This window comes from Streptomyces sp. NPDC059897 (genome assembly GCF_042730865.1).
GTDB lineage: Bacteria > Actinomycetota > Actinomycetes > Streptomycetales > Streptomycetaceae > Streptomyces.
Genome location: NZ_JBHWKQ010000004.1, coordinates 241,980 through 266,462, shown reverse-complemented (window position 1 = coordinate 266,462; position 24,483 = coordinate 241,980). Strand labels below are relative to the sequence as shown.

Annotated in this window: 25 protein-coding genes; 12 read left to right on the top strand and 13 right to left on the bottom strand. The window is 71.9% G+C overall.

Annotated elements, in window-relative coordinates:
- Window positions 1-50: 50 nt before the first annotated feature.
- Window positions 51-1,661, bottom strand: a complete 1,611-nt coding sequence (locus tag ACFV9W_RS07280) for a GMC family oxidoreductase (protein WP_385756468.1) — start codon at window positions 1,659-1,661, stop codon at window positions 51-53.
- Window positions 1,662-1,814: 153 nt separating this feature from the next.
- Between ACFV9W_RS07280 and ACFV9W_RS07275 the strand changes: the two genes are divergently transcribed.
- Window positions 1,815-2,267, top strand: a complete 453-nt coding sequence (locus tag ACFV9W_RS07275) for a GbsR/MarR family transcriptional regulator (protein WP_385756466.1) — start codon at window positions 1,815-1,817, stop codon at window positions 2,265-2,267.
- 3 nt (window positions 2,268-2,270) lie between these two features.
- Here ACFV9W_RS07275 and ACFV9W_RS07270 read toward each other — a convergent pair whose 3' ends face one another.
- Window positions 2,271-3,314: an NAD(P)-dependent alcohol dehydrogenase gene (locus tag ACFV9W_RS07270; RefSeq protein WP_385756464.1), complete on the bottom strand. Its 1,044-nt coding sequence runs from the start codon at window positions 3,312-3,314 to the stop codon at window positions 2,271-2,273.
- Window positions 3,315-3,420: 106 nt separating this feature from the next.
- Here ACFV9W_RS07270 and ACFV9W_RS07265 point away from each other — a divergent pair, with 106 nt between their 5' ends.
- Window positions 3,421-4,020: a TetR family transcriptional regulator gene (locus ACFV9W_RS07265; protein ID WP_385756462.1), complete on the top strand. Its 600-nt coding sequence runs from the start codon at window positions 3,421-3,423 to the stop codon at window positions 4,018-4,020.
- Between the two features lie 15 nt (window positions 4,021-4,035).
- On the opposite strand, the gene ACFV9W_RS07260 is transcribed toward ACFV9W_RS07265, so the two are convergent.
- Window positions 4,036-4,983, bottom strand: coding sequence for an MBL fold metallo-hydrolase (locus ACFV9W_RS07260; RefSeq protein WP_385756460.1), 948 nt, complete (start codon window positions 4,981-4,983; stop codon window positions 4,036-4,038).
- 172 nt (window positions 4,984-5,155) lie between these two features.
- On the opposite strand from ACFV9W_RS07260, the gene ACFV9W_RS07255 reads away from it, so the two are divergent.
- The 4 genes from ACFV9W_RS07255 to ACFV9W_RS07240 all read left to right on the top strand — a co-directional run bounded on the left by ACFV9W_RS07255 (window position 5,156) and on the right by ACFV9W_RS07240 (window position 11,587).
- Entirely contained in the window at window positions 5,156-7,933 is a 2,778-nt protein-coding gene (locus tag ACFV9W_RS07255; protein WP_385756458.1) for an ATP-binding protein, read from the top strand.
- Window positions 7,934-8,107: 174 nt separating this feature from the next.
- Complete coding sequence (locus ACFV9W_RS07250) at window positions 8,108-9,373, top strand: hypothetical protein (protein WP_385756456.1); 1,266 nt, start codon at window positions 8,108-8,110, stop codon at window positions 9,371-9,373.
- 128 nt (window positions 9,374-9,501) lie between these two features.
- Window positions 9,502-10,938: a sensor histidine kinase gene (locus tag ACFV9W_RS07245; RefSeq protein ID WP_385756455.1), complete on the top strand. Its 1,437-nt coding sequence runs from the start codon at window positions 9,502-9,504 to the stop codon at window positions 10,936-10,938.
- Between the two features lie 4 nt (window positions 10,939-10,942).
- Window positions 10,943-11,587 (top strand): response regulator, encoded by a 645-nt coding sequence (locus ACFV9W_RS07240; RefSeq protein ID WP_385756453.1) that lies wholly within the window; start codon window positions 10,943-10,945, stop codon window positions 11,585-11,587.
- Window positions 11,588-11,595: 8 nt separating this feature from the next.
- Here ACFV9W_RS07240 and ACFV9W_RS07235 read toward each other — a convergent pair whose 3' ends face one another.
- Window positions 11,596-13,215 carry a sigma factor gene (locus tag ACFV9W_RS07235; protein WP_385756451.1) on the bottom strand — a complete coding sequence of 540 codons (1,620 nt, stop codon included), beginning with the start codon at window positions 13,213-13,215 and terminating at the stop codon, window positions 11,596-11,598.
- A gap of 298 nt (window positions 13,216-13,513) precedes the next feature.
- Here ACFV9W_RS07235 and ACFV9W_RS07230 point away from each other — a divergent pair, with 298 nt between their 5' ends.
- Window positions 13,514-13,954, top strand: a complete 441-nt coding sequence (locus ACFV9W_RS07230) for an SsgA family sporulation/cell division regulator (protein WP_385756449.1) — start codon at window positions 13,514-13,516, stop codon at window positions 13,952-13,954.
- Between the two features lie 13 nt (window positions 13,955-13,967).
- Here the strand turns inward: ACFV9W_RS07230 and ACFV9W_RS07225 are convergent, their stop codons facing one another.
- Both ACFV9W_RS07225 and ACFV9W_RS07220 read right to left on the bottom strand, forming a co-directional pair.
- Entirely contained in the window at window positions 13,968-14,291 is a 324-nt protein-coding gene (locus ACFV9W_RS07225; protein ID WP_385756446.1) for a VOC family protein, read from the bottom strand.
- A complete protein-coding gene (locus ACFV9W_RS07220) occupies window positions 14,255-14,422 on the bottom strand; it encodes a hypothetical protein (RefSeq protein WP_385756444.1) in 168 nt (55 codons plus the stop codon). Before ACFV9W_RS07220 ends, ACFV9W_RS07225 begins: the two co-directional genes overlap by 37 nt.
- A gap of 189 nt (window positions 14,423-14,611) precedes the next feature.
- Here ACFV9W_RS07220 and ACFV9W_RS07215 point away from each other — a divergent pair, with 189 nt between their 5' ends.
- Window positions 14,612-16,663 (top strand): ATP-binding protein, encoded by a 2,052-nt coding sequence (locus ACFV9W_RS07215; RefSeq protein WP_385756443.1) that lies wholly within the window; start codon window positions 14,612-14,614, stop codon window positions 16,661-16,663.
- Window positions 16,664-16,741: 78 nt separating this feature from the next.
- Window positions 16,742-16,936, top strand: a complete 195-nt coding sequence (locus tag ACFV9W_RS07210; RefSeq protein ID WP_385756441.1) for a hypothetical protein — start codon at window positions 16,742-16,744, stop codon at window positions 16,934-16,936.
- 353 nt (window positions 16,937-17,289) lie between these two features.
- Here ACFV9W_RS07210 and ACFV9W_RS07205 read toward each other — a convergent pair whose 3' ends face one another.
- Together ACFV9W_RS07205 and ACFV9W_RS07200 are read right to left on the bottom strand one after the other, a co-directional pair.
- Entirely contained in the window at window positions 17,290-17,601 is a 312-nt protein-coding gene (locus ACFV9W_RS07205) for a hypothetical protein (protein ID WP_385756439.1), read from the bottom strand.
- 10 nt (window positions 17,602-17,611) lie between these two features.
- On the bottom strand, window positions 17,612-17,773 hold the full coding sequence (locus ACFV9W_RS07200) for a hypothetical protein (RefSeq protein WP_385756437.1): 162 nt from the start codon (window positions 17,771-17,773) through the stop codon (window positions 17,612-17,614).
- 69 nt (window positions 17,774-17,842) lie between these two features.
- On the opposite strand from ACFV9W_RS07200, the gene ACFV9W_RS07195 reads away from it, so the two are divergent.
- Both ACFV9W_RS07195 and ACFV9W_RS07190 read left to right on the top strand, forming a co-directional pair.
- The gene (locus ACFV9W_RS07195; protein WP_385756436.1) at window positions 17,843-17,998 is read left to right on the top strand and encodes a hypothetical protein; all 156 of its coding nucleotides are present in this window, start codon (window positions 17,843-17,845) and stop codon (window positions 17,996-17,998) included.
- A 196-nt stretch (window positions 17,999-18,194) separates the two neighbouring features.
- The gene (locus ACFV9W_RS07190; protein ID WP_385756434.1) at window positions 18,195-18,353 is read left to right on the top strand and encodes a hypothetical protein; all 159 of its coding nucleotides are present in this window, start codon (window positions 18,195-18,197) and stop codon (window positions 18,351-18,353) included.
- Between the two features lie 17 nt (window positions 18,354-18,370).
- Here ACFV9W_RS07190 and ACFV9W_RS07185 read toward each other — a convergent pair whose 3' ends face one another.
- From ACFV9W_RS07185 to ACFV9W_RS07165, 5 genes are all read right to left on the bottom strand, one after another.
- The gene (locus ACFV9W_RS07185; RefSeq protein ID WP_385756432.1) at window positions 18,371-19,270 is read right to left on the bottom strand and encodes an ABC transporter ATP-binding protein; all 900 of its coding nucleotides are present in this window, start codon (window positions 19,268-19,270) and stop codon (window positions 18,371-18,373) included.
- On the bottom strand, window positions 19,267-20,343 hold the full coding sequence (locus tag ACFV9W_RS07180; protein WP_385756430.1) for a FecCD family ABC transporter permease: 1,077 nt from the start codon (window positions 20,341-20,343) through the stop codon (window positions 19,267-19,269). Before ACFV9W_RS07180 ends, ACFV9W_RS07185 begins: the two co-directional genes overlap by 4 nt.
- Window positions 20,340-21,344, bottom strand: coding sequence for a FecCD family ABC transporter permease (locus tag ACFV9W_RS07175; RefSeq protein ID WP_385756428.1), 1,005 nt, complete (start codon window positions 21,342-21,344; stop codon window positions 20,340-20,342). Before ACFV9W_RS07175 ends, ACFV9W_RS07180 begins: the two co-directional genes overlap by 4 nt.
- 46 nt (window positions 21,345-21,390) lie before the next feature.
- Window positions 21,391-22,443: an ABC transporter substrate-binding protein gene (locus tag ACFV9W_RS07170; RefSeq protein WP_385756426.1), complete on the bottom strand. Its 1,053-nt coding sequence runs from the start codon at window positions 22,441-22,443 to the stop codon at window positions 21,391-21,393.
- A 103-nt stretch (window positions 22,444-22,546) separates the two neighbouring features.
- Entirely contained in the window at window positions 22,547-23,008 is a 462-nt protein-coding gene (locus tag ACFV9W_RS07165) for a MarR family winged helix-turn-helix transcriptional regulator (protein ID WP_385756424.1), read from the bottom strand.
- A gap of 208 nt (window positions 23,009-23,216) precedes the next feature.
- On the opposite strand from ACFV9W_RS07165, the gene ACFV9W_RS07160 reads away from it, so the two are divergent.
- Window positions 23,217-24,476, top strand: coding sequence for a cytochrome P450 (locus tag ACFV9W_RS07160; protein WP_385756423.1), 1,260 nt, complete (start codon window positions 23,217-23,219; stop codon window positions 24,474-24,476).
- Window positions 24,477-24,483 lie beyond the last annotated feature (7 nt).

Genomic DNA, 24,483 nt, shown 5'->3' with positions numbered 1-24,483 from the left:
GGGGGCCGTTTCTGTGCGGTACGGAGTTCTGCGCGTCACGGGAGGCGGTGTCAGGCGTCGAGCCGGTCGGCCATGAGCTCGCCGGTCATGATGGCGGCGAGATTCGTGTTGGCCCGGGGCACGGACGGGAAGACCGAGGCGTCGACGACCCGCAGGCCCCGGACGCCCCGCACCCGGCACGCCGGGTCGACGACCGTCCCGGCGGCGTCGGGCGCGCCCATCCGGCAGGTGCTCGTGCCGTGTTGGGCGTCGAGGACCGTGGCGAGCAGGTGGTCGTCGAGGGCGCTGTCGTCCGCCAGGGCCGCGAAGAGTGGGCCGTTCGCCTCTTCGACCGATCCGCCGAGGACGGCGACCGTCTCCGCGCTTCTGCTCAACTCGACGAGGGCGCGCACCCCTTCGCGCATCGGGGCGAGGTCGCGTGCGTCGGAGAGCATGCGCTGGGCGACGTGCGGGTGCACCGACGGGTCGGTGGACACGAGGGTGAGTTCACCGCGCGAGTGGGTCCGGTTCAGCCAGACACCATAGGCACCTGCGTGTGCCTGGGTGTTCGCGGTCGCCATGGCCAGGACGTTCTGGTTGAGCGACACGAACATGAGGTCGTCGGAGTGTGTCCCCGTCCGGCTGGACCAGCGTACGCACACGTTGGTGTGTCGGTCGTGCGGCGACTTGATGGCCGCTTCGGGCCGCAGCGGCAGCGAGAGCACCGTCATGGCGTGGTCCTGCATGCCGACACCGACCGGCAGGTCCTGGCGCACCTCGATGCCCAGCGCCCGCAGTTGGGCGGCGGGGCCGATGCCCGAGCGCAGCAGGATCGCGGGGGAGTGGATGACCCCCGCGCTGAGGATCACCTCGTCCGCGTACTCGGTGACGAGAGCCCCGTCGATCACCGCGCGCACACCGACCGCGCGGCCGTTTTCGAAGACGACGGTGTCCACGAGCGCGTCGCCGCGGATGGTGAGACCGGGCAGGTCGCGCCCGGCTTCGAGGTAGGCGTCGTTGACACTGACACGGCGCCCGTCGCGGGAGTTGATCGGGTACGGCGAGACACCATGGGCGCCGGGGGCGTTGACGTCGGGTGCCCAGTCGAACCCGGCAGCCAGCGCCGAGTCGGCCAGCGCCCGGTCGATGCTTCCCCAGTCGTCCTTCGCGGTCCGGTGGATCGGGGTCGGCCCGCCGCGGCCATGGTACGGCTGGTCGCCGAACGCGTCGTCGTCCTCCAGCTTGGCGAAGTACGGCAGCACGTCCTCGGGTGCCCAACCGGTGCAGCCCAGCCGGGCCCACTCCTCGAAGTCCGCCATCGGGGGCCGGATCGCGATCTGGCCGTTGACGGACGAACTGCCGCCCACACCACGGCCGCGCCAGTACGGGGCCTGCGGCTGCTTCTCGGTCCGCGAGGAGTTCAGGCCGTTCCACACGAGGTGTTCGGAGGCCGCGGGATCCATGAGGGCGACCACGGGGTTGGGGGAACGCCACGCCTCCGGCAGCTGCGCCGAGCGGTAGTCGGGGCCCGCCTCAAGGAGGAGGACCCGCCGGCCGCGAGCGGCGGCGCGGACGGCGAGCGCCGCACCCGAGGAGCCCGCGCCGACGACGATCAGGTCGTGAGCCTGCTGAGCCTTCCCGCCCTGAGTCTGCTCGCCCTGAGGTTTCTGGTGCTGTGACATGTCTACTCCTTGATGCGGGAGCGTCCCGCACCGGTGACTGCCGCGCGGATGCTGGTAATGTGTCGCACCAAGGAAAGTTCAGTCAAGAATGAATTTTCAGTTTTTTCCGTACGGGGAGGATCGGTGCCGCCAACCGCCGACAATGGCTCAGCCATGGGCGACGGGTCGCTCGTCGAGGACTTCGGCCGGCGGATCGGGCGCGCGATGGGATGGCCTCCGATCGCCGGACGGCTGGCGGGCGTCCTCATGCTCAGCCCCGACCCCATGACGCTGTCTGAACTCCAGGAAGTGCTGGGGGCGAGCAAGGGGTCGACATCGGAGATGACCCGCCTGCTCATCGCGAACGGCACGGTCGAGCGGGTCAAGGTGCCCGGCGTCCGCCAGGCCGGTTACGTATGGCGCGACGACGCGTGGAGCGGCTGCCTCCAGCACCAGCTCGCCCAGACCGAGCAGCTGCTCGAACTCGCCGAGGCCGCGAAGGAGCGGGGCGCCGGCATGCCGAAGGTGCAGCAGGCGCGGCTGCGCGACATGCACACGTACTACGAGTTCATGGTGCGGGAGCTGCGGCGCCTGCTCGACGAGTACCGGCAACTGCCCGCCGGATAGCCCTCAGTCCAGGTCGGACATGTCGAGCACGAACCGGTAGCGGACGTCGTTCCGCTCCAGGCGTTCGAGGGCCGTGTTCACCTGGGCGGACGGCAGCAGCTCGATGTCGGCGGTGATGCCGTGTTCGGCGCAGAAGCGCAGCATGGCGGCGGTGGACGGGCGACCGCCGCTGCCGGCCGAGCTGAGCTTCTTGCGGCCGATGAGCAGATCCAGAGTGTCCACGGTGACCGGTCCGAGGTGACCGAGGTGGCTGAGGGTGCCATCCATGGCGGTCACGCGCAGGTAGGGGGCCAGGTCGTGGGGCGCCGAGATGGTGTCGATGACGACATCGAAATGGTCGCGGACCGCCTCCATCCGCTCCGGATCGGTGGACACGACGAACCCCTGCGCGCCGAGGGCGCGCGCCTCCTCGGCCTTCTCCGGGGACCGGCTGATGACGGAGGCCGTGGCGCCGAGCCCGGCCGCCATCTTGACCGCGAGGTGTCCGAGGCCGCCCAGTCCGGCCACGGCGACCGTGCTGCCCGGTCCGACGCCGAGCGCCCGCAGCGGCTCCCAGACGGTGACGCCGGCGCAGAGCAGAGGTGCCGCGGCGGCCGCGTCGAGCCCGGCCGGGAGGCGGTGGGCGAACCGATGGTTCACGACGTACTCGCGGGCGTACCCGCCCAGCGTGGTCGATCCGTCCTGCCGGTCGGCTCCGCCGTAGGTCAGGGTCGGGAACTCGCGGCAGAAGTTCTCCTGGCCGGCCCGGCACATACGGCACTCGCCGCACGAGTCGACGATGTTGCCGACGGCCACCGGATCGCCCGGGGAGAAGTCGGCCACCGCGCTGCCGGCCTCGCTCACCACGCCGGTGAACTCGTGCCCCGGCACGAGCACTTCCTTCGCGTCGCTCCCGTGCGCCCGCAGCGCGTGCAGATCCGTGTGGCAGACGCCGCAGTAGTCGACGCGTATCGCGATGTCGTCCGGGCGCAGGTCCCGGCGCTCCAGTGGCGCGCGGCGCAGTGTCCGCGTCGCGCCGTCCGCTCGCCATCCCGTCGTGGAACGCATCGCACACTCCTTGGCCAGACCCTCAGACAGACTGTTCGGTCTGTTTGACAATAGGTGCATGCGGGCCGAGAAGCAAACAGACGAGTCTGTCTGTTACGGTGCGGTCATGCCCGACCAGCCATCCAGCAGCCGCGGAGCGGCGACGTACCAGCGCATCGTCGACGTCGCCACACAGGAATTCGCCCAGTACGGCATCGCCGGCGCACGCGTCGAGCGGATCATCGCCGGAGCGCGCACCAACAAGGCGCAGCTCTATGGCTACTTCGGCAACAAGGAACAGCTCTTCGACGCGATCTTCTTCGCCTCACTGGAGCGGATCACCAATGTCGTCGCCATCGACGCCACGGACCTCGCCGACTGGGCGGTGCGCCTCTACGACGAGTACCTCGGCCGCCCCGATCTGATCCGGCTCGCGACCTGGGCCCGCCTGGAGCGGCGCCCGACCGGGCACCTCGTCGCGGACCACGACCAGTACGACGACCGCAAGCTCGGCGCCATCGCGGAGGCCCAGGCCGCCGGGCGCATCCGCCAGGGAGACCCCTTCGACGTGATGGCCATGGTCATCGCCATGTCCATGGCCTGGTCCCCGGTGAGCAACGTCTACGCCGCCTCCGCCGAGGAACCCGCGAGCGTGCACGACCAGCGGCGCGCCCTGCTCCGCGACTGCGTGAGCCGCGCGGTCGCCCCGGAGGTCGGCCCGCAGTAGGCGCCTGACCGCTGATCAAGTGAGGGAGAAGGGCGCCCAGTTGGCGAGCCGGAAACCGGAACCCTCATGGCGCACCTCGAACGCGCCGTGGCCGGGCAGGTGGGCCGGGAGGACGAGGGCGTTGGTGTCGGCGGCGTGCGCGAACATGCGCGCACGGCTGGCGCGGGCGCCGTCCTCGTCCTCCTCGAAGCAGCTGTTGATGTGCGGCTCGTGCACCTGGATCGCACCGTGCAGAAGGTCGGCCGCGAAGATCGCCCGATCGCCCGCCGACTCCAGATGGATGATCGAGGTGCCCGGTGTGTGGCCGGGGGCCGACTCGAGACGGAGGTGGGAGTCGATGGTGTACGAATCGTCCCAGGTCTCCACAAGGCCGGCGTCGGCGACCGGTTCGACGCTGTCCTCGTAGACGTTCTGATTGCCCCGGCCGAACACGGTGTTGTGGAGGTTCTCCGGCTTCCAGTACTCGAAGTCGCGGCGCGGCATGAGGTACGTCGCGTTGGGGAACGTCGGAACCCAGTCCCGGCCCTCGAGCCGGGTGTTCCAGCCGACGTGGTCGTCGTGCAGGTGGGTGTTGACGACGAGGTCGACATCCTCCGGGCGCACCCCGACGGCGGCGAGATTCTCCAGGTATCCGGTGTTCAGGTAGGACCAGATCGGTTGCAGCGGACGGTACTTGTCGTTGCCCGCGCCTGTGTCGATCAGGATGATCCGGCCCTCGCTGCGCAGCACCCAGGACTGGGTGGCAGCACGGGTGAGGTCGCTCCGCGGGTCCCAGTGGTGGGGTGCAAGGAGGTCGGTGTGTCGCTGCCATTCCTCCGGCCTGCTGTTGGGGAAGAAGACATCGGTCGTCATCGGGGTGGTGTCGGAGAACTCCATGACGCGGTGGATCTGAACGTCGCCCAGTTCGAGGGTGGTGACTGTCGGTGCTGCGGTGCCGGTCGTGGGGGAGGCGTGGGGAGACATGGCTCTCCTTGGTGGCTCGGGTGGCTCGGGTGGCTCGTCGCCGTGGTGGCCTTGGGTGCCGTCCACCCTGCGGGCGGGGGATGCCTCGGCGGTATCGGTCACCTGACTGCACTTGCACTTGCACCTGTACTGGGCCCGTCTTCGTACGATGTGGGGGAGGCGGAGAGGGCTGGTGGACGACGTGGTCAGGGACGCGGAGCTGCGCACGCTGCTCGCGGCGGTGCGGAATCCGGGGCCGAAGGGCCCGCTGGTGACCGTGGTGGGAGCGCCCGGCAGCGGCAGGACCACCCTGCTGGAAGCCGTCGCGGAGCGGTTCGCCGCGGACGGCGGACGGGTGCTGCGGGCACACGGCAGTCGGTCCGAGAGCGGCCTGCCGTACTCCGGCCTGCACCAGCTGCTGCGTCCGGTTCGCGAGGGCATGGAGACACTGCCGTCGCGGCAGCGCGAAGCCATGCATGCCGCCTTCGGTCTGGCGGAGCGGGAGGCGGATACGGACCGGGCGCCGGATCCCATGCTCATCGGGATCGCCGTACTGGCCCTGCTGTCCGAACTCGCCGCTCGACAGCCGCTGTTGGTGGTCGTGGACGACGCGCAGTGGGTCGATCCGGCCTCGCTCGACGCCCTCTCCTTCGCCGCTCGACGCTTGTCCGCAGACGAACCCGTGACCCTTCTGGTCGCGCGGGACGGTGTGCCGCGAGACACCACCGCGAGGGAGACGGTCCTCGAACTGGCACCGCTCGACCGGAGCGCGGCGGCGCGGCTGCTGGACCTCCAGCCCCGGGTGCCGGCCGGACTCGTCCGGGACCGCGTCCTCGACCAGGCCGAGGGCAACCCGCTCGCGCTGGTGGAACTGGCCCGCGCCACCACCGGTGCCACCGCCGGTGACGACGGTGTGCCTGGCCCCGACGGCCCGCTGCCGGTCAGCGACAGGCTGGAGCGGCTCTACGCCGACGAGCTGGCGGCCCTCCCCGACGCGACCCGCCGCGCCGTGGTCCGCCTCGCCACCGCGCACACCGAGGACCCCGTACAGGCGGTGCGGTCCTGGCTGCCCGACGTCGCCGACCCGGTGTGGACTCCCGCCGAGAAGGCCGGGCTCGTACGGCGGGGCGGGGGACGGCTGCGGCACGGCGATCCGCTGTCCCGCCTCGCTGTCTATCAGGCGGCCCCCGCGCACGAGCGGCAAGCGGCACACCTCGAACTGGCCGAGCTCTTCCGCGAGCAGGACCCCGACCGGCATGCCTGGCACCTCGCCGCCGCCACCTCCGGACCGAGCGCGCGGGTGTCGGCCGCACTCGAGGCCGGCGCGGACCGGGCGCGACGGCGCAGTGGCCACGCGGCCGCCGCGCACATGTTGGAGAGGGCCGCGGAACTCCACCCCGACCGGCGCGAGAGCACCCGGCTGCTCACCGCCGCGACCACGACGGCGGTCCTCACCGGCCGACTCGACGCGGTCGAACGGCTCGCCGCCCGCACCCGCTCCAGCACCGACGATCCGAAGACCGCGGCCCTCGCGGACCTCCAGGTCGGCCGGCTCATGTCCCTGACCGCCTCGCACAGCGCCGCCTTCGGTCAACTGATGCGCCCCGCCGCCGTGTTGGCGGACCGTGGGGCCTCCGGAGCGGCGCTGGAAGCTCTCGCCGCCGCCGCGGTGGTCCGCTTCTACTCCGGTGACACGGCCCAGCTGCACGAGATCGAACGCCTGCTGCCCGTTCACCCCGGCCCCGAGTCCGGCGACCGGGAGTGCCTCCTCGCGGCCTGGGCCGGAACCGTCGCACACCCGCAGGCGGCCGACCCGCACCTCGTATCGCAACTGCCCGCCCTGGCCGTGGCCGCCCGCAAGGAGCCGGAGACGCTCACCCTGCTCGCCGTCGCGGCCTGGCTGCTCGACGAGACCGACACGGCGGCACGGACCTTCGACGACGCCTTCGCCTCCTGGAAGTCGCAGGAACCGCTGCCGGACGGCCTCGGAGGGGTCGCCGCCCTCGCCTACCTGGAACAGGGGCGCTGGGCCCGCGCCCAAAGCGCCTGCGCCGACCTCGAAGCCGTGGCGTCCGGTGCGGGCCTCGACCATGCCGTGGCCTGTGCCGTCTCGACCGAGGCGCTGCTGCGGGCCCTGCGCGGGGACGTGACCGGAGCCCGCGACCGGGCCAGGCACGCCCTGTCGCTGGTCGACCCGAACGAGAGCCGTTCCGTCCTCGTCCTCGCCCACCGCGCGTTGGGCACCGCCGCCACCGCCGAAGGCGACCACGAAACCGCCTACCAGCACTACCGGATGCTCTTCGACGGCCGGGGCACCGCCGCGCACTACCACCTCTCGTACCCGGCACTGCTCGAGCTGGCGGCCGCCGCGGCCCGGACACACCACGAGGTTGAGGCCACCGGGATCGTCGACGGAGTCGAGGAGTCCTTGGCGTACGCGGGTGCTCTCGCCCCTCGCAGGAGTGCCCTCGTCCAGCTGAGCCGGGCGGTGCTCACCCCCGCCGACGAGGAGGCCGACGCCGAGCGGCACTTCGCCGCCGCCCTGGACAACCCGGCGCTCGGCCGCCGGCCCTTCGAGCAGGCCCGGGCCCGATTGGCGTACGGGCGGTGGCTGCGCCGCCGACGGCGGATCGCCGACGCCCGTCAGCCGCTCGTCGAGGCCGAGGCCGTGTTTCGGCGGCTGGGCGCGCAGCCATGGGCGGCGCGGTCCCAGTCCGAACTCAGGGCCGCCGGAGACCGGAGCGGACCGGCGGAGCCGGACGCCTTCGCGACACTCACCGCCCAGCAACAGGAGATCGTGCGGCTCGCCGCGCGGGGCCTGACCAACCGCGAGGTGGCCGAGAAGCTCTACCTGTCCCCGCGCACCGTCGGCTCACACCTCTACCGTGCGTTCCCGAAGCTCGGCATCACCGCGCGCGCCCAACTCAGGGACGTGGTCGATGCGGTGACCGCCGACGCGGACATGGGCTGAGCCGCCCCCGGGCCGATGGGCCCATGGGTGGCTCGCACATCCCGGCCGATCGGACCGGAACCCTGGACGGTCGGCCGACGCGGAGCCGGAGAACCCCGGGCTAGCGTCCTTCTCAGCAGGCGACACCGCAGACACCACCGTCGCCACCAGTGACGCCACGGAGGGGAAGCCACCATGGACCAGCGAACGTCCACCCATGACATCGGCCTGGCCACCGAGTTCGAGAAGGACGTCTTCAATCTGCTGCTGGAGGCGGTGCGCGCGGCGGCCAGGCAGGAACGCGAGGACCTCGGCACGGAGAGCGTCCTGTACGCGCTCGTGTCGGGCGACTCGGCCGTCGGCTCCGCGATCGCCCCCGGGATGCGGGCCTCCGGCTCGCTCGGCGGGTCGATCGGGTGCCGGGGGACGTCCGTGTGGGTCAGTGCCGACGTGGGGGACGGCGCGGCGGGGAGCCCGGACGACGAGCGGGAGATCGACGCCCTGTGGCGGGAGGTCCGGCACGAGGAGGCCAAACGGCGACGTCGGGAGAACCAGAAGAAGGCGAAGAAGGAGAGGAAGGGGAAGGAGGCAAAGGAGGAGAAGGAGGGGTGGGTCCCGGGGCCCGTTCAACTCCCGCCCATGACCGGCGCGTTGCGATCCTGTCTGCGGAAGGCACTGGAGGCCGCACGGGACGAGGGCACGGTTTCGGTGCGCGTACGTCATGTGGCGCACGCCCTGGTCGAGTTGCCCGGGACGCGCGCCCGCGAGGCCATGGTCGTGGAGAAGCTGGATGTCGCGGCCGCCGCGATCGCGCTGGAGGCGTTGCGGGGGAGCGACGAAGTGCCGGAGCCCACCGCGGTGTTCATCCTGCGCAAGGCGGGGACGTTCGGGAAGAGCGGCAATCCGCTGGCCCGGAAGTTCGCCGCCTGGGTCTTCGGCGGCGGCGCGGGGTTCGGCTCCGCGCTCGTGGGCGCGGTGCGTTCGGAGGCGCCACGGGTGACGGTGCGGCGGGGCGAGCCGCACACGCGGGCCGTCGACACACTGCTGGGCATCCTCGCGCTGGACCGGTCGTTGCGCGTCGCGGGGCGTGAGCTGCCCGAGCAGCTGCGGTCGGCGAACCGAGGCGCGGAACTCCTGCGCCGGCACGGAGCCCGGCAGGACACCCTCGCCCGTGTCCTGCTGCCCACCACCGGCGTCGAGGAGGGCGAACCCGCGGAGGTCAGCGGCCCCGCCGACTTCGAGCGGCGGCTCCTGCACGTCACCCAGTTCACCGCCTCCCACCACGGCTCGCCCACCGTCGGCACGACACACCTCCTGGCGGCGCTGCTCGACGAGACCGGGACGGACGCCGGGTCCGCGGCGGAGATCGAGCGGGTGCTGACCGAGAGCGGCGTGGACGTCGACGGGCTGCGTGCGGAGCCGGAGCTCCGGGTGCCCGGCGGAGCGGCACGGCCCGCCTGAGGCCGGAGTGGACGCCAACACCTGTGAAACGATCAGCCGTTGAGAACGGAATCCGTACGGATTCACAGTGATTCACAGCGGCCCACACGGATTCGCGCGGATTCGTGCGGATTGGCACGGAGGAAGTCATGAGCCCGGTAACGCGACCGTCGTGGGCGCGGGTACGCCGCGAGGCCGCCGCGATCCGCAACGCGGTGCGGGCCGCGCCCCGGCGAACGGTCGTGATCGAGTCGGTACTCGCCGGCCTGGTCCTGGTGTGCTCGCTCGTGCCGGTGCCTCTGATCCCACCGGCTCACCCCGTCCCTGTGGCCCTCGTTGGTGTGTGGGCGGCGCTGCTCGTGCCCGCGCGGCGCAGGTACCCGACCCTCGCGGTCCTTGGCTGCATGCCAGTGCTCGCCGGGGAGAACGTGTGGGCGACGGTGGTGGTGCCGTGTGTCGTGTGGTCCGCCGTACGCCGCATCCCCTCCGCGCGGCGCGCCTGGGCGGCGGTCGGGGCGACCGCGGCAGGTTCCGTGCTCCTGGCGGTCGTCGGTCAGGCACAGAGCGAGTTGCCTGCGTTGCCGTACCTGGTCACCGGCGCAGGCCTCGCCGCACTGTTCGTCCTGCTGCCCGCGCTGTCCGGCAGGGTCATGGGGCACCGGCGCCCGCTGCTGGGGCTGCTGCGGGAGCGCAACGCCTACCTCGAACAGGCTCGCCTCCTCACCGACGAGGCGGCCCGTATGGAGGAACGCACGCGCATCGCCGCCGAGATGCACGACCTGCTCGGCCACCGCATCGGCCTCATCTCCGTGCACGCGGGAGCCCTCCAACTCGCCGCCGAGAAGCAGGCACCCCCGCTCGCCCCGCAGGCCGAACTGCTGCACACCACCGCCGGAACCGCGATGGACGAACTGCGCGGCATCCTCGGCGTCCTGCGCCACCGGTCAGGCGAGGACATCGGCGAGAGAGGAACCCGCGAGGACCTCTCCGCCCTCGTCGTGGAATCCCGGAACGCGGGCGTCGACGTCGAACTGCACTGGAACGGCCACGAGTTGCCGGACGCGGACGCCCGCACCCGGCAGGCCGTCCACCGCGTCACCCGCGAAGGACTCACCAACGCGCTGAAGCATGCGCCTGGTGCGCGTGTACGCGTGACGTTCCAGAGCGAAGACGGCAGCGAAGGTGAAAGCCAGGGCAGGGGAAGGGGCGGGGGCGTGGGTGAAACGGTGGTGATCACAGTCGTCAACGGCGCCCCGCCGACGCCCCGTTCACCCGGAGCCGGGAACCGCAGCGGACTCGTCGGCCTCCACGAAAGGATCAGCCTGCTCGGGGGCACCATGCACGCCGGTCCACGCCCGGACGGAGGCTTCGCCCTCTCCGCCCGGATACCCGTGCGGCCCGACGCGCAGTCCGCGTACGCCCTTTCGTCGAAGCCACTGTCCGACGGAGCGGGCTCCCGGCCCCCGCTCTCCACGGAAGTCCTCACATGGCCCCGCATCCTGGGAGGCGGCTGCGCGGCGCTGCTGGTGCTGCTGCCGACGATCGGCGGCACCATCGCCCTGTTGATCATGGCCGTTCTAGACTGAGCCGATGATCCGAGTCCTGATCGCCGACGACGAGGCGCTGATGCGCACCGGGGTCCGGCTGGTCCTCGAGCACGACGACGAGATCCGCATCGTGGCGGAGGCGCAGAACGCCGGCGAGGCCGTCGAGGCCTGCCGCGTGCACACCATCGACGTCGCCCTCCTCGACATCCGCATGCCGGGGGACGGCATCACCGCCGTCGCCGAGATCGCCCGCCACGCGCCGCGCACCCGCGCGGTCATGCTGACGGCCTTCGGCGAGGAGCCGACCGTCACCAGCGCCCTGCGTGCCGGAGCTTACGGCTACCTCCTCAAGGACACCGGCCCCCGCGAACTCATCGACGCCGTACGCCGTGCAGCCGCGGGCGACCCCGTCCTCGCCCCGCAGGTGACCCGCCAACTCGTCGACTTCCGGACCCGCATGGGCCGCACCGGCGACGCGGCGGCAGACCGGATCGCCGGCCTGACACCCGCCGAGCGTGACATTCTGCGGCTGCTCGGCACCGGCCTGTCCAACGCCGAGATCGCCGCCCAACTCCACCTGAGCTCCGGCACGGTGAAGGCCCACATCAGCAGCATCCTCACCCGCACCGACTGCACGAACCGGGTCCAGGCGGCGGTGTTGGCGCAGGAGGCAGGGCTGCTCGGCTGACCCCGGTGTCAGTGGGTGTGGCAGATGAAGATCGGGCCGAGCCAGCGGGTGCAGGTGGGGGAGGGTGCGCTGGTCTCCGGCGGGGCGGGGGTGGTGGGCTCGGCAGGCTCCGTGGGCTCAGGTGTGGTGGGTGCGGGACTCGTCGGCGTGGTGGGCTCGGTCGTCGGAGTCGGAGTCGGCGCATCCGTGGACGGTGTCGGTGTCGGAGTCGGCGTAGGTGTGTCGGGCCGCTGCTCGGCCGGAGCGTCCTCCGGTATCGCCCGCTCGGCGGCGGGCGGATCCGGGGGAGTGGTCGGCGTGGCCGGGTCGCTCGGGGCCTCGGTGTCCTGCGGCTCGGCCGGTGCCTTGGGAGCGGCGGGCTTCTCCGTGCCCTCAGAGCCTTCCGGCGCCACCTCCGCCTCCGCCCCCGATCCGGCCGCCCGCTGCGACCGGTCCTCCGGAGCAACGGGCTCACGCGAACCGGAAGTTGACGGCTCCGACGACGGGGACGAGGGCTGAGGTGAGGAGGAGGGCGAGGAGGAGGGCGAGGACGGGGACGACGGGGACGACGGAGACGACGGAGCATCATCCCGCCCACCGGGTGTCTCGCTCTGCACCGCCGCCGACCGCTGCGGCGGCACCGTGTCACCGTTCCCCGTCAGCATGAGACCGGCCGCGACGGCGGCACCGGCCACCGACACACCGAGCACCCCGGCGACGGCTCCCTGCGCTTTCGCCCCGCCGGTCAGTGCATGTCGTACGCCGTGCAGCAGCCCGGTACCCGTGCCGTGTCCGCCCGCGGCGGCGCCGGTGGCACCGGCCCCGGCACCGGCCATGAGCGGCACCAGGAACTTCCCCGCCCCGCCGAGCACGAAGATCAGGAGCGCCGGACCCACCAGGGCCGGCAGCCGGTCGTTGGCGCGCAGCAGGACCGCGAGCCGCGCCCGGCAGTCGTCGCAGTCGTCGGTGTGTGCGAGGAGCTTCTCCGACTGGCGCGCGGACGCGCTGCCGCGCACATGCGCGGGCATCCGGTCCCAGTGGCTCGCGCACGCCGGATCGTCCGGGGTCCCCGGGTGCGCGCGCAGGAACCCCTGCCGCATGCCCTCCCGGGCACGATGCAGCAGCACGGCCGTGGCCCCGCTGCCCGCGCCGATGCCCCGGCCCACCGCCTCCAGCGGCTGACCCTCCGCTTCGGAGAGCCACAGGGCCTTCACCCAGCGCTTCGGCAGCTGCCCGAGGACCTGGGAGAGCAGGTCCACGGCGGAGGCGCGGGCGGCCGGGTCCTGGTCGCCGTAGGCCCCGGCACCGTACGCGTCGCTCGACACCTGCATCGGTTCGAGTCCTGCGTGCGGATCGAGGGGTGTCTCGCGCGCCGCCCCGCGCCCGGCCGAGGCCGCCAGGTTCCGCACGGTCGTCGTCAGGTACGCGGCCACGTTGTCGATGTCGTGCCCCGCCGCGAGGCGCCGCCAGACCCGGAAGTGCGCCTCGGCGACGAGATCGTCGGCGAGCCAGGCGTTGCCGGTGAGCGAGCGGGCGTACGCGACGAGGTGCGGCTGCTCCGCCTCGTAGATCCGCGCGTACGCGGCGGGGCTGAGGCCGCCCTCCGTGGCGGCGGGGGGCATCGGCGCGGCGGCGGGGCCGTCGGTCATGGCAGGAGTCTTCCGTTCCGTCCGACGTCGGCGTTGCTCATTCAGGCGCTCATTCGGTCAGATGCACATCCGGGCCTCCGCCCGACTGCGGATCGGGCGAGGGGAACGAGGAGGGCGACGAGAATGAGGCGAATGAGGCAAATGAGGAGGAGTTTGAAACCGTAAGCCACAAATGTCGGATTATGGGAGGGGTGAGTGGCACAGGTCACAACAAGGTTTTTCGCAAACGCCGTAATCCCGCACCCCGCCGCCGCGTCGAACGGGCACCTGGAACACGCAGCACTGAAAGGGGCCTGCCATGCCGACCACGCTGCCCGTCACGCTCGAACAGTCCGCCCGCGCCCGCCTCGTCGTGGCCGAGGGTCAGGGTCCCGAGCGCAGTGTCACCGTCACCCTGCGCTACAAGTCCGCCGACCCCCTCGCCCTCCAGCTGGTGTTCCCGGCTGAGGCCACCCTCGACGGGATCGAGGTGACATGGGCCTTCGCCCGCACCCTCCTCGACGACGGCCTGCGCCTGCCGACCGGGACCGGGGACGTCCATGTGTGGCCGTGCGGCCGCGCCCGTACCGTCGTCGAGCTGCACGCGCCGCAGGGGATGGCCGTCGTCCAGTTCGACACCTCGGTCCTGCGGCGCTTCCTGCTGGGCACGTACGCGCTCGTGCCGGCGGGCAAGGAGGACGTGGAGTCGGTCGTCGACCGAGCCCTCGCCACACTCTTCGGTCCCGACGCCGAAGGGTGACACCTGTCGGGGGTCAGCCTCGGGTGTCCTCGTCGACGGCGGGCATCGCCTCCCCGCCCGGGTGCCAGCGGTCGAGGAAGGGGGCCTGCCTGGCCAGGTCGACGAGTTCGATCCGCGCGCCGATGCTGTCCACCTGGTGATAGGCGAAGGGCCGACCGTAAGGGCAGCCGGAGAAGTCCACGGGCAGGCCCTCCGCCTCCAGCCGCCGGGAACCCTCCCGTACATCGCTGGTCCAGAAGCCGATGTGGTCGAACCGGGCCCCCTCGGGCGCGTCCCAGGGGCTGCCCGGCGGCCCTTCGATCAGCTCGATGAACGGCGGCCCGCCCGTGGTGAACACGATCCGTAGTCCCACTCGCCGAGCCGGTCGGACGCGGGCTCGCTCCACTCGACCCCGGCAGAGCGCCGGAAGTCCCGCATCGCCCGCTCGATGTCCGGGACGACGAAACACACATGGTAGAAGGCAGTCATCCACCCATGATCGAGCACGGCCCCGGCCGCGGACCCGCAACGGCCCGCGTCCGGGCGGCAGGTGAGCGCGACACCTGGGTAACAAGCGACGGACGGGGCGTGGTTCGGCCCGTGCGGCCCTCGTAGGATGAACGCCGTACGGTCAAACACGACGTGACGGTGTCGGACGGACAGGACAACGGGGGAACGATGACCAGCCCGACCCAGGCCCCGGAGCGGGCCCATGCCGGCTACGAGCCGCACCCGTACATCGGGGGACGCAACGCCGCGCTGCGGGTGCTCGCCGCGTGGCGGATGGAGTGGCCGGGCGCGCCCCGGGTCGTCATCCTGACGGGCAGCCCGGGCACCGGGTGCTCGCGGCTGCTCACGGGCTTCCTGATGCTCTGCGACCCGGAGTACCGCAAGGGGCTCGACCTCGACGCGTTCGACCCGGCGACCGTGCCGCCGGACCTGCCCGCGCCCGCGGTGCCCAGCGTCGCGGGGCTGACGGCGGCGCAGACCCTGTGGCTGCTCGCCGACCACTACGAGCTGTCCGCGACCCGCGCCGCCGACATCTACCCCGAACTGGGCCAACTCGCCGCGTCCGGGCGGCCGGTGACGATCGTGGTGCCGGATGTCGACCAGGCCGGGCCGGTGCGGGGAGCCGGAGAGCCCGCGCGACTCGTGCGGGACGTGCTCAAGCCTCTCGCCGCCGTGGAATCCGTACGCCTGCTCGCCGACGTGCCCCGCGAGTTGGCCGCCGAACTCGCCGAGGGGCTGCCCGCCGGCGTCGCCCGGATCATCGACCTCGACGCCCCCGAGTGGTTCGACCCCGAGGGGCTCGTGCTGCAGGCCGAGGCCCTCCTCAACCCCCAATTCGGCGCGCCCGCACTGCCGTTCACGACCGAGCCCGCCGCCCGGCGCGCCCTCGCCGAGGCGATCGCCCGGCACGCGGGCGACGGTGCGGGCAGCCGTCTCACCGTGCACCTCGCCGTGCAGTCGATCCTGACGCACCCGGAAGGCTTCGACCCGGCGGCCGAAGTGGAAGCGGGCCAACTGCCGGGCAGCGTGGGCGAAGCGCTCGACCTGCACGCCCAGCGGCTCGGCGCCCACCCCCGCACCCTGCGGCAGCTGCTCGCGCCCCTCGCCCTCGCCGAGGGCGAAGGCCTGCCCGTGCACCTGCTGACACCACTCGCCTCCGCCGTCGCCGAGCGGGACATGAGCGAGGACATGGCGCGGGGCTTGCGGCTCGCCGCCCCCTTCATCCGCCCCGTCGAGCGGGACGGCGAGGACATCCCCGAGGGCGAACAGACCCTCGTGGCTCTCCAGCACCCAGGCATCGGCGAGGCCGTTCGGGCGGGCATCGCGGATGTGTCCGGGGCGCAGGCACGTATCGCCATGGAACTGCTGGAGGCCGTGCCCGACCAGGACTGGGCCAGGGCCGGCGAGTACGTACGCGACCGCATCGCGGGACACACCCTGGAGGCCGGACTGCTGCCCCGGCTCCTCACCGACCCCAACCTGTTCGCCCAGGCCGACCCGGTGCTGCTGCGCGCCGCGGTGGAGGCCCTGCCGTACGAGCAGTTGGCGGCGCCGGGGCGCACGTACCTGCGCACCGCCCCGCTGCTCACCCGCACGCAGGCGCCCGCCATGCTGCGGGCGGCGTTCCTGGAGACCGCGTTCGTCGAGGACGGGCTGCCGGAATACGCGGCGGTGCTGCGCCAGTCGCTGCCGGAGCTTCCGTGGCACACCTTGTGGAGCGTGCCGGTCACCGGCGTGACCGGCGTGACCGTCGGGAAGCTGGCCACGGCTGGGGCGGACGGCGTCGACGAGGCTCCGATCCCGGTCGCCGTGAGCGTGGTGCCTCAAGGCACGCCGGGCGCAAGCCCGTTGAAGTCGGACGACCCCGATTCCCCCGCCGTACTGGTGCAGAACCTCACCACCGGCGCTGTCATCGACGACGCCGACCCGACCCGGATCCAACGCCCCTCGGACGACGAACGCGCCGCGGCGCCACTCGGGTTCAGCCGCGGCACCGACTACGTCCGCGTGTGGCATCGCGGCGCGCAGAAGGGCGACGAACAACTCGTCACGGCCCTGGTCTCCGCCACACCCCTCACGGGAACCGACCTCTCCGCCGAGGGCATCCTCCTGGTCGCCACGGAGGGCGCCGTGAAGGCGCTGCGTATCCGCCCGGCACGGCCCGAGCCGACCCCTGAGCCGGCCCCCGAGCCTGCGGCCGATGCCCGCCCGACCGCCTGACAGCGGGCCACCCGGCGCGGCGCCGCCGCCGTCGCCCGTCCGTAGTCTCGAAAGACTCGAATCGCCGAAGGGAACTCCGTGATCAGCCAGGAGCAGGCGCTCGCGACCGCCGAGAGGTGGCTCAACCCCGAGGGCCAGCAGAGCCGTGAGGTGCTTGTTCAGGAGTTCGACCTGGTCACGGGCAAGTGCAGGCCGCCGGCCACGTTCGGCCACTCCTGGGCCCGTCGTCAATCGCGCCGTACGATTCCGGGGGCTCTGGTGGCGTCCTCGTGAAAGTCACCGTGCTCCTGGACAAGGTTGCCTTCCTTGTCCCATTGGCGGCCGCTTACGTCCAAGCCGCGTTCGGAGTAGACGTGCTTTGCCGACTGGCCATTACAGTGCCATGAACGCCATTCGCCAACGTGAGCCCCCAGGCTGAGTGTTCCCTCTGACTTCAAGGACCCGTCAGGCCACCACCGGCGGTACGGGCCGGTCGACACTCCGTCGACATACGTCTGCAGCTGGATCAGTCGACCTTCTTTGTCGTGCGATACGACCTCACCCATACAGGGCTCACCCTCGGAATTGTCTCTTCTCCGGGCGACACCGTCCCGGCCTTGCAGGCCGGCCGCCCTCGGGTGCGCGCCTCAGCCGTGGGTCCGGCGCATGCTGCGGTAGAGGTCGATCGCGGATTCCGGAGGGAAGTTGGGGACGTGGGTGACGGCTCCGTCGGACTTGGAGATCACCATGTGGCTGCCGCCGGGTGGTGCCGGGACGCCGGGCGGCGGCGGGGCCATGACAGCGTGGACGAGGAAGCCGATGTCGAACTCCACCACGTGCAGCGACGCCGGGTTCCCCTCCAGGTCCAGCACTTCGAACCGGGACCGGGCGGCGGCCAGGGCCTCGTCGGCGGTGGTGGGGACGGGCTGCACCGGTGCCGGCTCGCCGGGCTGAGACACGGACCTTCTCCTATGCGGGGGCGGTCGGTGAGGCGTGGTTGCGGGGGTTCTTCGCCATCCGCTCCAGCACCTTGCCGATCTCGGTGACCTTCGTGGCCAGAGTGTACCCGGGGGACAGGATGGTCGAAGGTCCGTCGGACTCCTCGCGCCTTCCAACTCCGCGGTGGTTCACGGGAGTTATGAGGCCCCTGAGGTGTCGCAGATCCGGTGACCGGACCCGATGAGGGGTACATTCGACGACATGGGGGACCGTCCTGGCGGCGCGCCGCCGAGCCCCGAGACGCGCAATCTCGCGGCCCGCATCCGCGCGCAGCCGGCGGCGGCGCCGAACTCCGCGGCCGCGCAGGTCCTGTTGCAGACCGTCGGACCGGTCCTGACCAGAGTGCTCGGCGGCTGAGGCCCGGACTGAAGGAGGACGACTCCTCGCTGGTGGCTTTGATGGGGCCGCCCAACAGCAAGCAGGACTCGCAGGACGCGCCGAGCGCCCTGGCCAAGAAGAACATTCCTGTGGTCAGCGGAGTCCTCAGCCCCCGAACATCGAGGCCAGGACGTTCTACAAGGCGGCCCCCAACAACCGGAACCAGGGCAACGGCATGGGCTTCCTCGTGTGGGACTCGCGCGCCGACGACGACTTCGTCACCAACACCAAGGCGGAGCTCCTCAAGAACTTCGAGTATCCGCGCTCGAAGGACTACCGGCCGCCGAAGCCGTTCCGGACCAGCCCGGGCAGCGGAGGGACCTGCCCGAGCTGACGCGGTGGTGTGCCGGGTCAGCTCCCGGTCTTGGTGCCCTGGCCGGGCACCGAGCCGGACACGGGCGCGGCGTCCGCGTCCTCCGCCGCCCGCCACGGGGCGCCCGGCACCACCAGCGGGCTGCCGGTGACCGGGTCGGGGACCACCACGGAGTGCAGGCCGAAGACCGTGTGGACCAGGTCCGCCGTGATGACCTCGGCCGGTGGCCCCTCCGCGACGATCCGGCCGTCCTTCATGGCGACGAGGTGGTCGGCGTAGCGGGCTGCCTGGTTGAGGTCGTGCAGGACGGCGACGACGGTGCGGCCGCGCTCGTGGTTGAGGCGGCGTACCAGGTCGAGGACCTCCACCTGGTGGGCGATGTCGAGGTAGGTGGTCGGCTCGTCGAGCAGGAGCAGCTCGGTCTCCTGGGCGAGGGCCATGGCGATCCACACCCGCTGGCGCTGGCCGCCGGACAGCTCGTCCACCGGACGCTCGGCGAGTGCCGTGGTGTTGGTGTGTTCCAGGGCCTGCGTGACGGCCCGCTCGTCGGCCTCCGACCACTGCTGCCACCACTTCTGGTGCGGTTGGCGGCCGCGGGCCACGAGGTCGGCGACCGTGATGCCGTCGGGCGGGGTCGGGCTCTGCGGGAGGACGCCGATGGCCCGGGCGATGTCGCGGCCGGGGGTGCGGGCCAGTTCGGTGCCGTCGAGCAGCACCGTGCCGGCGCGCGGCTTGAGGAGCCGTCCCAGGGCGCGCAGCAGCGTGGACTTGCCGCACGCGTTGGGGCCGACGATGACGGTCACCTTGCCGTCGGGCACCTGCAGGTCGAGGCCGTCGACGACGGTGCGGTCCTCGTACGCCAGCGTCAGGGACTCGGCGGTGAGCCGGCTCGTACGCACGGTGCCAGGGGCGGCCGTACGGCTGTCGGTCGGGCTCATTTGGTGCCTCCGGAACGGCTGCGGCCGCGGGCGATCAGCCACATCAGATAGGGGGCGCCCACCGCTGCGGTGAGGACGCCGACGGGGAGTTCGACGGGCGAGAACAGCTGCCGTGCCAGCAGGTCCGCGACGACGACCACGAGCGCCCCGGTCAGCGCCGAGGAGAGCAGCGGGATCTGCGCGGTCCGGGTCAGCCGGCGGGCGATCTGCGGGGCGAGGAGGGCGACGAAGTCGACCGGCCCGGTGGCCCCCGTCGCCATCGAGGCGAACACGACACCGAGCACGGTCAGGCCGAGCCGCACCCGGTTGAGACGGATGCCGAGCGCCGTGGCCGTGTCGTCGTCGAAGGACGCCGAGCGCTGCGCACGGGCCGCCCACAGCACCGCCGGGATCGCGACCAGCAGGACGAGGGCCAGCGGGGCCGCCTGCTCGTAGCCGCGGCTGTTGAGCGAACCCGTGAGCCACACCTTCGCCTGCTGGGCGACGAGCGCGTCACCCTTGGTGAGGAACAGCTGGGTCAGCGAGCCGAGCGCCACCGAGATGCCGATGCCGATGAGGACGAAACGCGAGGCGTGCATCCCGCGCCGCCAGGCGAAGACGTAGACGAGCAGCGCCGCCCCGATGCCGCCCGCCACCGAGACGTAGGGCAGCGCGGTGTACGAGGCGAGGCCGAAGCTCATCGCCGCGACGGTCACCGCGCCCGCGCCGTGGGTCACGCCGATGATGTCGGGGCTGGCCAGCGGGTTGCGCGCGACGGTCTGCACGAGGGCGCCCGCGAGCCCGAAGGCGAGTCCGGCGAGCAGCCCGACCGTAAGCCGTGGCAGCCGCAGCGTCCCGACGACGAGCTGGTCCGGACTGGGCTTGCCGAGCAGGACGTTGACGACCTCGGCGGGGGAGACGAAGGCCTCGCCGACGCACAGGAAGGCGACGACGGCCGCGAGGAGCAGCACGGCGAGCGCGCCGGCGACGACGACCGACCTGCGGTGGACCAGGAAGCTGGAGCGGCCGGGGCGGAGCACGGTGTGTCCGGCCGGACGGATCCGGCGCTTCGGCGCTGTGGTGGTGCTGGTCATGCGGCGACCACCGCCCGGCGGCGTACCAGCGCGATGAGGAACGGCACACCGAGGATCGCGGTCATGACGGCCACCGGCACCTCCGAGGGCGGGAAGACGATGCGGCCGAGCACGTCCGAGACGAGGATCATCACGGGGCCGAGCAGCGCCGCGACCGGCAGCACCCACCGGTGTGCCGTGCCGACCAGGGCCCGCGCGATGTGCGGGACGGCCAGGCCCGTGAAGGCGATCGGCCCGGCGGCGGCCACCGCGGCGCCGGTCAAAACGGTCGCGGCCACCGCGCCCTGGATGCGCAGCAGGCCCACGTTGTGGCCGAGGTTGCGGGCGGCGTCGTCGCCGAGGGCGAGTGCGTCCAGGCCGCGGGCCGCGACCGCGACCAGCACCAGGCCGACGAGGACGAACGGCAAGATCTGGCCGATGACCTCGCTGTCCCGGCCGCTGATGGAGCCGACCTGCCAGAACCGGAACTCGTCGAGCGCGTGCGCGTCGGTGGTCACGACGCCGGAGACGATCGCGGCCAGGAACGCGTTCATCGCGGCGCCGGACAGCGCCAGCTTGACGGGCGAGGCCCCGCGGTAGCCACCGGCCGCAACGGCGTACACCACGACCGTCGCAAGCGCCGCGCCCGCGAACGCGAACCAGATGTACCCGGTGAGGCCGTGCACACCGAGGAACGCGATCGCGCACACCACACCGGCCGAGGCACCCTGGCTGACGCCAAGGATGCCCGGCTCGGCGATCGGGTTGCGGGTGATGCCCTGCATGACCGTCCCGGCGACCCCGAGGGCCGCCCCGGCGAGGATGCCGATGACGGTGCGCGGCACCCGCAGGGAGCGCACCAACTGGGCGTCGGGGCTGGTGCCTTGCTGCACCAGCGCCCGTACCACCTCACCCGGTGCGATGGGGCGGCTGCCGACGGCCAGGCTCAGCAGGACGGCGATCAGCAGCAGCGCCGCAGACCCCAGCAGCCAGGCGATACGGCGGCGGGTAGCTCGCGCCATGTGCCGCGCTCACTCTCTTGTCTTTCAGATGTCTGTCAAAAACGGGCTACTTGGTGAGGTGCCGGCCCAGGTCGTCGAGGACGGCGTCGGCCGCCATCGTGCCGAGACCGAGGTACCAGGTCTCGTCCGGGACATCGTAGGCGTGGCCGTCCTTGACCGCCTTGAGGTTCTTCCACAGCGGGTTCTTCTGCACCGTGGCCTTCTCGGTGGCGTTGGGCTTGCCGTAGACACCGGTGAAGATGTAGTCGGCGTCGGCCTGGTCGATGTTCTCGGCGCTGACCTCGGCGGCCAGGTCGGAGATGTCCTGGTTCTTCGGCCGCGGGATGCCGACGTCCTTGAGGATGGTGCCGATGAACGAGTCGTTCGCGTAGAGGCGGATCAGGCCCTCGGGCATGAAGCGCAGCATCGTCACGGTCGGCTTGTCGTCGCCGAGCTTCGCCCCGAGGTCCTTCGCGCGCTTCTCGTACGCGGCGAGGTTCTTCTTGGCCTGCGCGGTCTTGTCCAGGGCGGCAGCGTTGAGGAGGTAGTTCTCCTTCCACGTGAAGCCGGGGCGGATCGAGAAGACGGTCGGCGCGATCTGCGACAGCTCGTCGTAGGAGTTCGCGGCGCGCAGCTGGCTGCCGACGATCAGGTCCGGCTTGAGCGCGGCGATGGCCTCGAGGTTGAGGCTGTTGATGGTGCCGACGTTCTTCGGGTGGCCCGCGTCCTTCTTGAGGTAGGACGGCAGCTCGGGCGAGCCCTCGCTCGGCGCGAGCCCGACGGGCTTGATGCCGAGCGACACGACGTTGTCCAGCTCGCCGACATCAAGGACGACCACGCGCTTGGGCTGCTGCTTGATCTCCGTGCTGCCCATGGCGTGCTTGACGGTGCGCGGCCACTGGCCGGGCTTGGCATCGGTGCCCATCGCGGCGGTCTTCTTGGCGGCGTCGCCGAAGTCCTCGCCGCCCTGAGCGACGGACTTCGAGTCCTTGCCGCCGCCGGCGGCCGCGGTCTCGCCGCCGCCCGCCGAGCCGTCACCGGACCCGCCGCATGCCGTCAGGGACAGCAGACCCGCAAGAACGATCGAGGCCGCGGCAGTGCCGCGCCGTCGGAGAAGCATGGTGCCCCCGGAGCAGTTATCAAACATTCAAAGGAAAGGTGAGGCATACCTTACGCACAGGAATGGAGGGTTCGACAAGAGGGGGTGGATTGCTTCCGGTGGCTCAGCGGGGCCACGGGCGCCCCGTGCGCTCCTCGATGTCCGTGTTGAACCGCTCGAGATCCTCGACGAACCGCCGCCGCCGGTCCGCCGGCCAGTCGCCCAGGACGTCGGCGAGGCCGGCCGCGATGGCGTCGCGATCCGTGCGCAGCCGCCCGCGCCCCTCGTCGGTGATCCGGAACTGCCGGGCGATGCCGCCGCGCGGATCCAGGGTCCGCTCCACGAGACCGTCGCGCAGCAGCGCTGTCGTCTGCCGGGTGAGCGTGGACGGGGTCAGGCCGAAGGCGTCGACGAGGTCGGGCACGGACATCGGCCCCTGCGCCTCCAGGCGGCTGAGCAGGACGTAGGCGCTGCGGTCGAGGGCGTTGTGGTCCAGGCGGACGCGGCGCGGCGAGGTCAGCTCCAAGTGCCGCGTCAGGATCAGCAGTTCGCGCTCGATACGGCCGCCCGCCCGCTGTGCGTCCACGCCGACCTCCCCCTGTGTCAATCGCCGTTGTCCGGTACGCGATTGAAGCATCATGCGCTGTTGTGCGCCATGCATGGAAAGTGCATCATGCACAGGAAGTGCATGATGCACTTTGCGGTGCGCCGCAACGTGCCGTGCCGCCCCTTCCGTCGCAGTCACTCCCATCGTCGCCACCTGCCGCCTCCACCCCCACGAGGAGACGCACACCATGACCGACCAGGCCGAACACCCCTACGTCCAGCCGCCCGTCCGCCTGCCGCTGTCCGGAGACACCCCGCTGGAGCCGCCCGCCGTATGGGAGGAGCTGCGCGCGCGGTGCCCCGTCGCCCACGCCACGCTGCCCAGCGGTGACACCGCCGTCTACTTGACCCGGTACGACGACGTCCGGGGCCTGCTCTCCGACCCACGATTCGGCCGCCCCACCGAGCAGGACAACGCCGCCCGGATGGCACCCGAGGGCGCCGGGGGAGCGGCCGCCACCGGCAGCTCCGCCATCAGGACCCCCAACCGCGGTGAACCGCACCAGCGTTGGCGCCGCCAGGTGGGCCGCTACTTCACCGCCAAGCGGATGACCGCCCTGCGCCCCGGCATGGCCCGCCTCGCCGAGGGACTCGTGGACACCATGCTCGCCGAAGGAGCCCCCGCCGATCTGCGGGCGAGCCTCGGGTTCCCGTTCCCCGTCTACGTCATCTGCGATCTGCTCGGGGTGCCGGCCGAGGACCGGGACCGCTTCTCCGGCTGGTCCGACAGTTTCCTCAGCGTCACCCGCTACAGCGCCGACGAAATCCGTACCGCCCAGGAGGAGTTCGTCGCCTACATGTCGGCGCACATCGCCGCCAAGCGGGCAGCCCCGGCGGACGACCTCCTCAGCGTCCTCATCACGCAGAGCGAGGAGGCGGGAGGCGCCGGCAGCGAGGTCGAGGGCGGCGGGCTGAGCGACGAGGAACTCGTCTCCACCGGCATGGGCCTGCTCGTCGCGGGCCACGAGACCACCGCCAACAGCATCGGCAAGATGATCTCCCTGCTGCTCGCCGACCGCGCCCTGTGGGAGCGGCTCCTGGCCGACCCGTCGCTGGTGCGCACCGCCGTGGAGGAGTCCCTGCGCTTCGACAGCAACCTCGGCTTCGGGCTGCGCCGTTACCTCGGCGAGGACACGGAGATCGGCGGCGAGACCGTCCCTGCGGGCAGCACGGTGGTGTGCAGCATGCCCGCCGCCAACCGCGACGAGCGCGCCTTCGCCGGGGCCGACGCCATGGACCTCGCCCGCACCCCGAACCCCCACCTGACCTTCGGTGTCGGCCCGCACTCCTGCCTGGGCCAGGCACTGGCCCGCACCGAGCTCCAGGTCGTCCTGGAGGTCCTACTGGCCCGCGTGCCGAGCCTCCGCCTCGCGGTTCCCGCAGCCGAACTGCGAAAGACGGAGGGCCTGTTGGTCGGCGGACTGAGCGAAGTCCCGGTCAGCTGGTGACCCGCGG

Coding starts and splice junctions, on each gene's coding strand:
- ACFV9W_RS07280 (WP_385756468.1), bottom strand. CDS start 1,661: ATGTCACAGCACCAGAAACCTCAGGGCGAGCAGACTCAGGGCGGGAAG.
- ACFV9W_RS07275 (WP_385756466.1), top strand. CDS start 1,815: ATGGGCGACGGGTCGCTCGTCGAGGACTTCGGCCGGCGGATCGGGCGC.
- ACFV9W_RS07270 (WP_385756464.1), bottom strand. CDS start 3,314: ATGCGTTCCACGACGGGATGGCGAGCGGACGGCGCGACGCGGACACTG.
- ACFV9W_RS07265 (WP_385756462.1), top strand. CDS start 3,421: ATGCCCGACCAGCCATCCAGCAGCCGCGGAGCGGCGACGTACCAGCGC.
- ACFV9W_RS07260 (WP_385756460.1), bottom strand. CDS start 4,983: ATGTCTCCCCACGCCTCCCCCACGACCGGCACCGCAGCACCGACAGTC.
- ACFV9W_RS07250 (WP_385756456.1), top strand. CDS start 8,108: ATGGACCAGCGAACGTCCACCCATGACATCGGCCTGGCCACCGAGTTC.
- ACFV9W_RS07245 (WP_385756455.1), top strand. CDS start 9,502: ATGAGCCCGGTAACGCGACCGTCGTGGGCGCGGGTACGCCGCGAGGCC.
- ACFV9W_RS07240 (WP_385756453.1), top strand. CDS start 10,943: ATGATCCGAGTCCTGATCGCCGACGACGAGGCGCTGATGCGCACCGGG.
- ACFV9W_RS07235 (WP_385756451.1), bottom strand. CDS start 13,215: ATGACCGACGGCCCCGCCGCCGCGCCGATGCCCCCCGCCGCCACGGAG.
- ACFV9W_RS07230 (WP_385756449.1), top strand. CDS start 13,514: ATGCCGACCACGCTGCCCGTCACGCTCGAACAGTCCGCCCGCGCCCGC.
- ACFV9W_RS07220 (WP_385756444.1), bottom strand. CDS start 14,422: ATGACTGCCTTCTACCATGTGTGTTTCGTCGTCCCGGACATCGAGCGG.
- ACFV9W_RS07215 (WP_385756443.1), top strand. CDS start 14,612: ATGACCAGCCCGACCCAGGCCCCGGAGCGGGCCCATGCCGGCTACGAG.
- ACFV9W_RS07195 (WP_385756436.1), top strand. CDS start 17,843: ATGGGGGACCGTCCTGGCGGCGCGCCGCCGAGCCCCGAGACGCGCAAT.
- ACFV9W_RS07190 (WP_385756434.1), top strand. CDS start 18,195: ATGGGCTTCCTCGTGTGGGACTCGCGCGCCGACGACGACTTCGTCACC.
- ACFV9W_RS07185 (WP_385756432.1), bottom strand. CDS start 19,270: ATGAGCCCGACCGACAGCCGTACGGCCGCCCCTGGCACCGTGCGTACG.
- ACFV9W_RS07180 (WP_385756430.1), bottom strand. CDS start 20,343: ATGACCAGCACCACCACAGCGCCGAAGCGCCGGATCCGTCCGGCCGGA.
- ACFV9W_RS07175 (WP_385756428.1), bottom strand. CDS start 21,344: ATGGCGCGAGCTACCCGCCGCCGTATCGCCTGGCTGCTGGGGTCTGCG.
- ACFV9W_RS07170 (WP_385756426.1), bottom strand. CDS start 22,443: ATGCTTCTCCGACGGCGCGGCACTGCCGCGGCCTCGATCGTTCTTGCG.
- ACFV9W_RS07160 (WP_385756423.1), top strand. CDS start 23,217: ATGACCGACCAGGCCGAACACCCCTACGTCCAGCCGCCCGTCCGCCTG.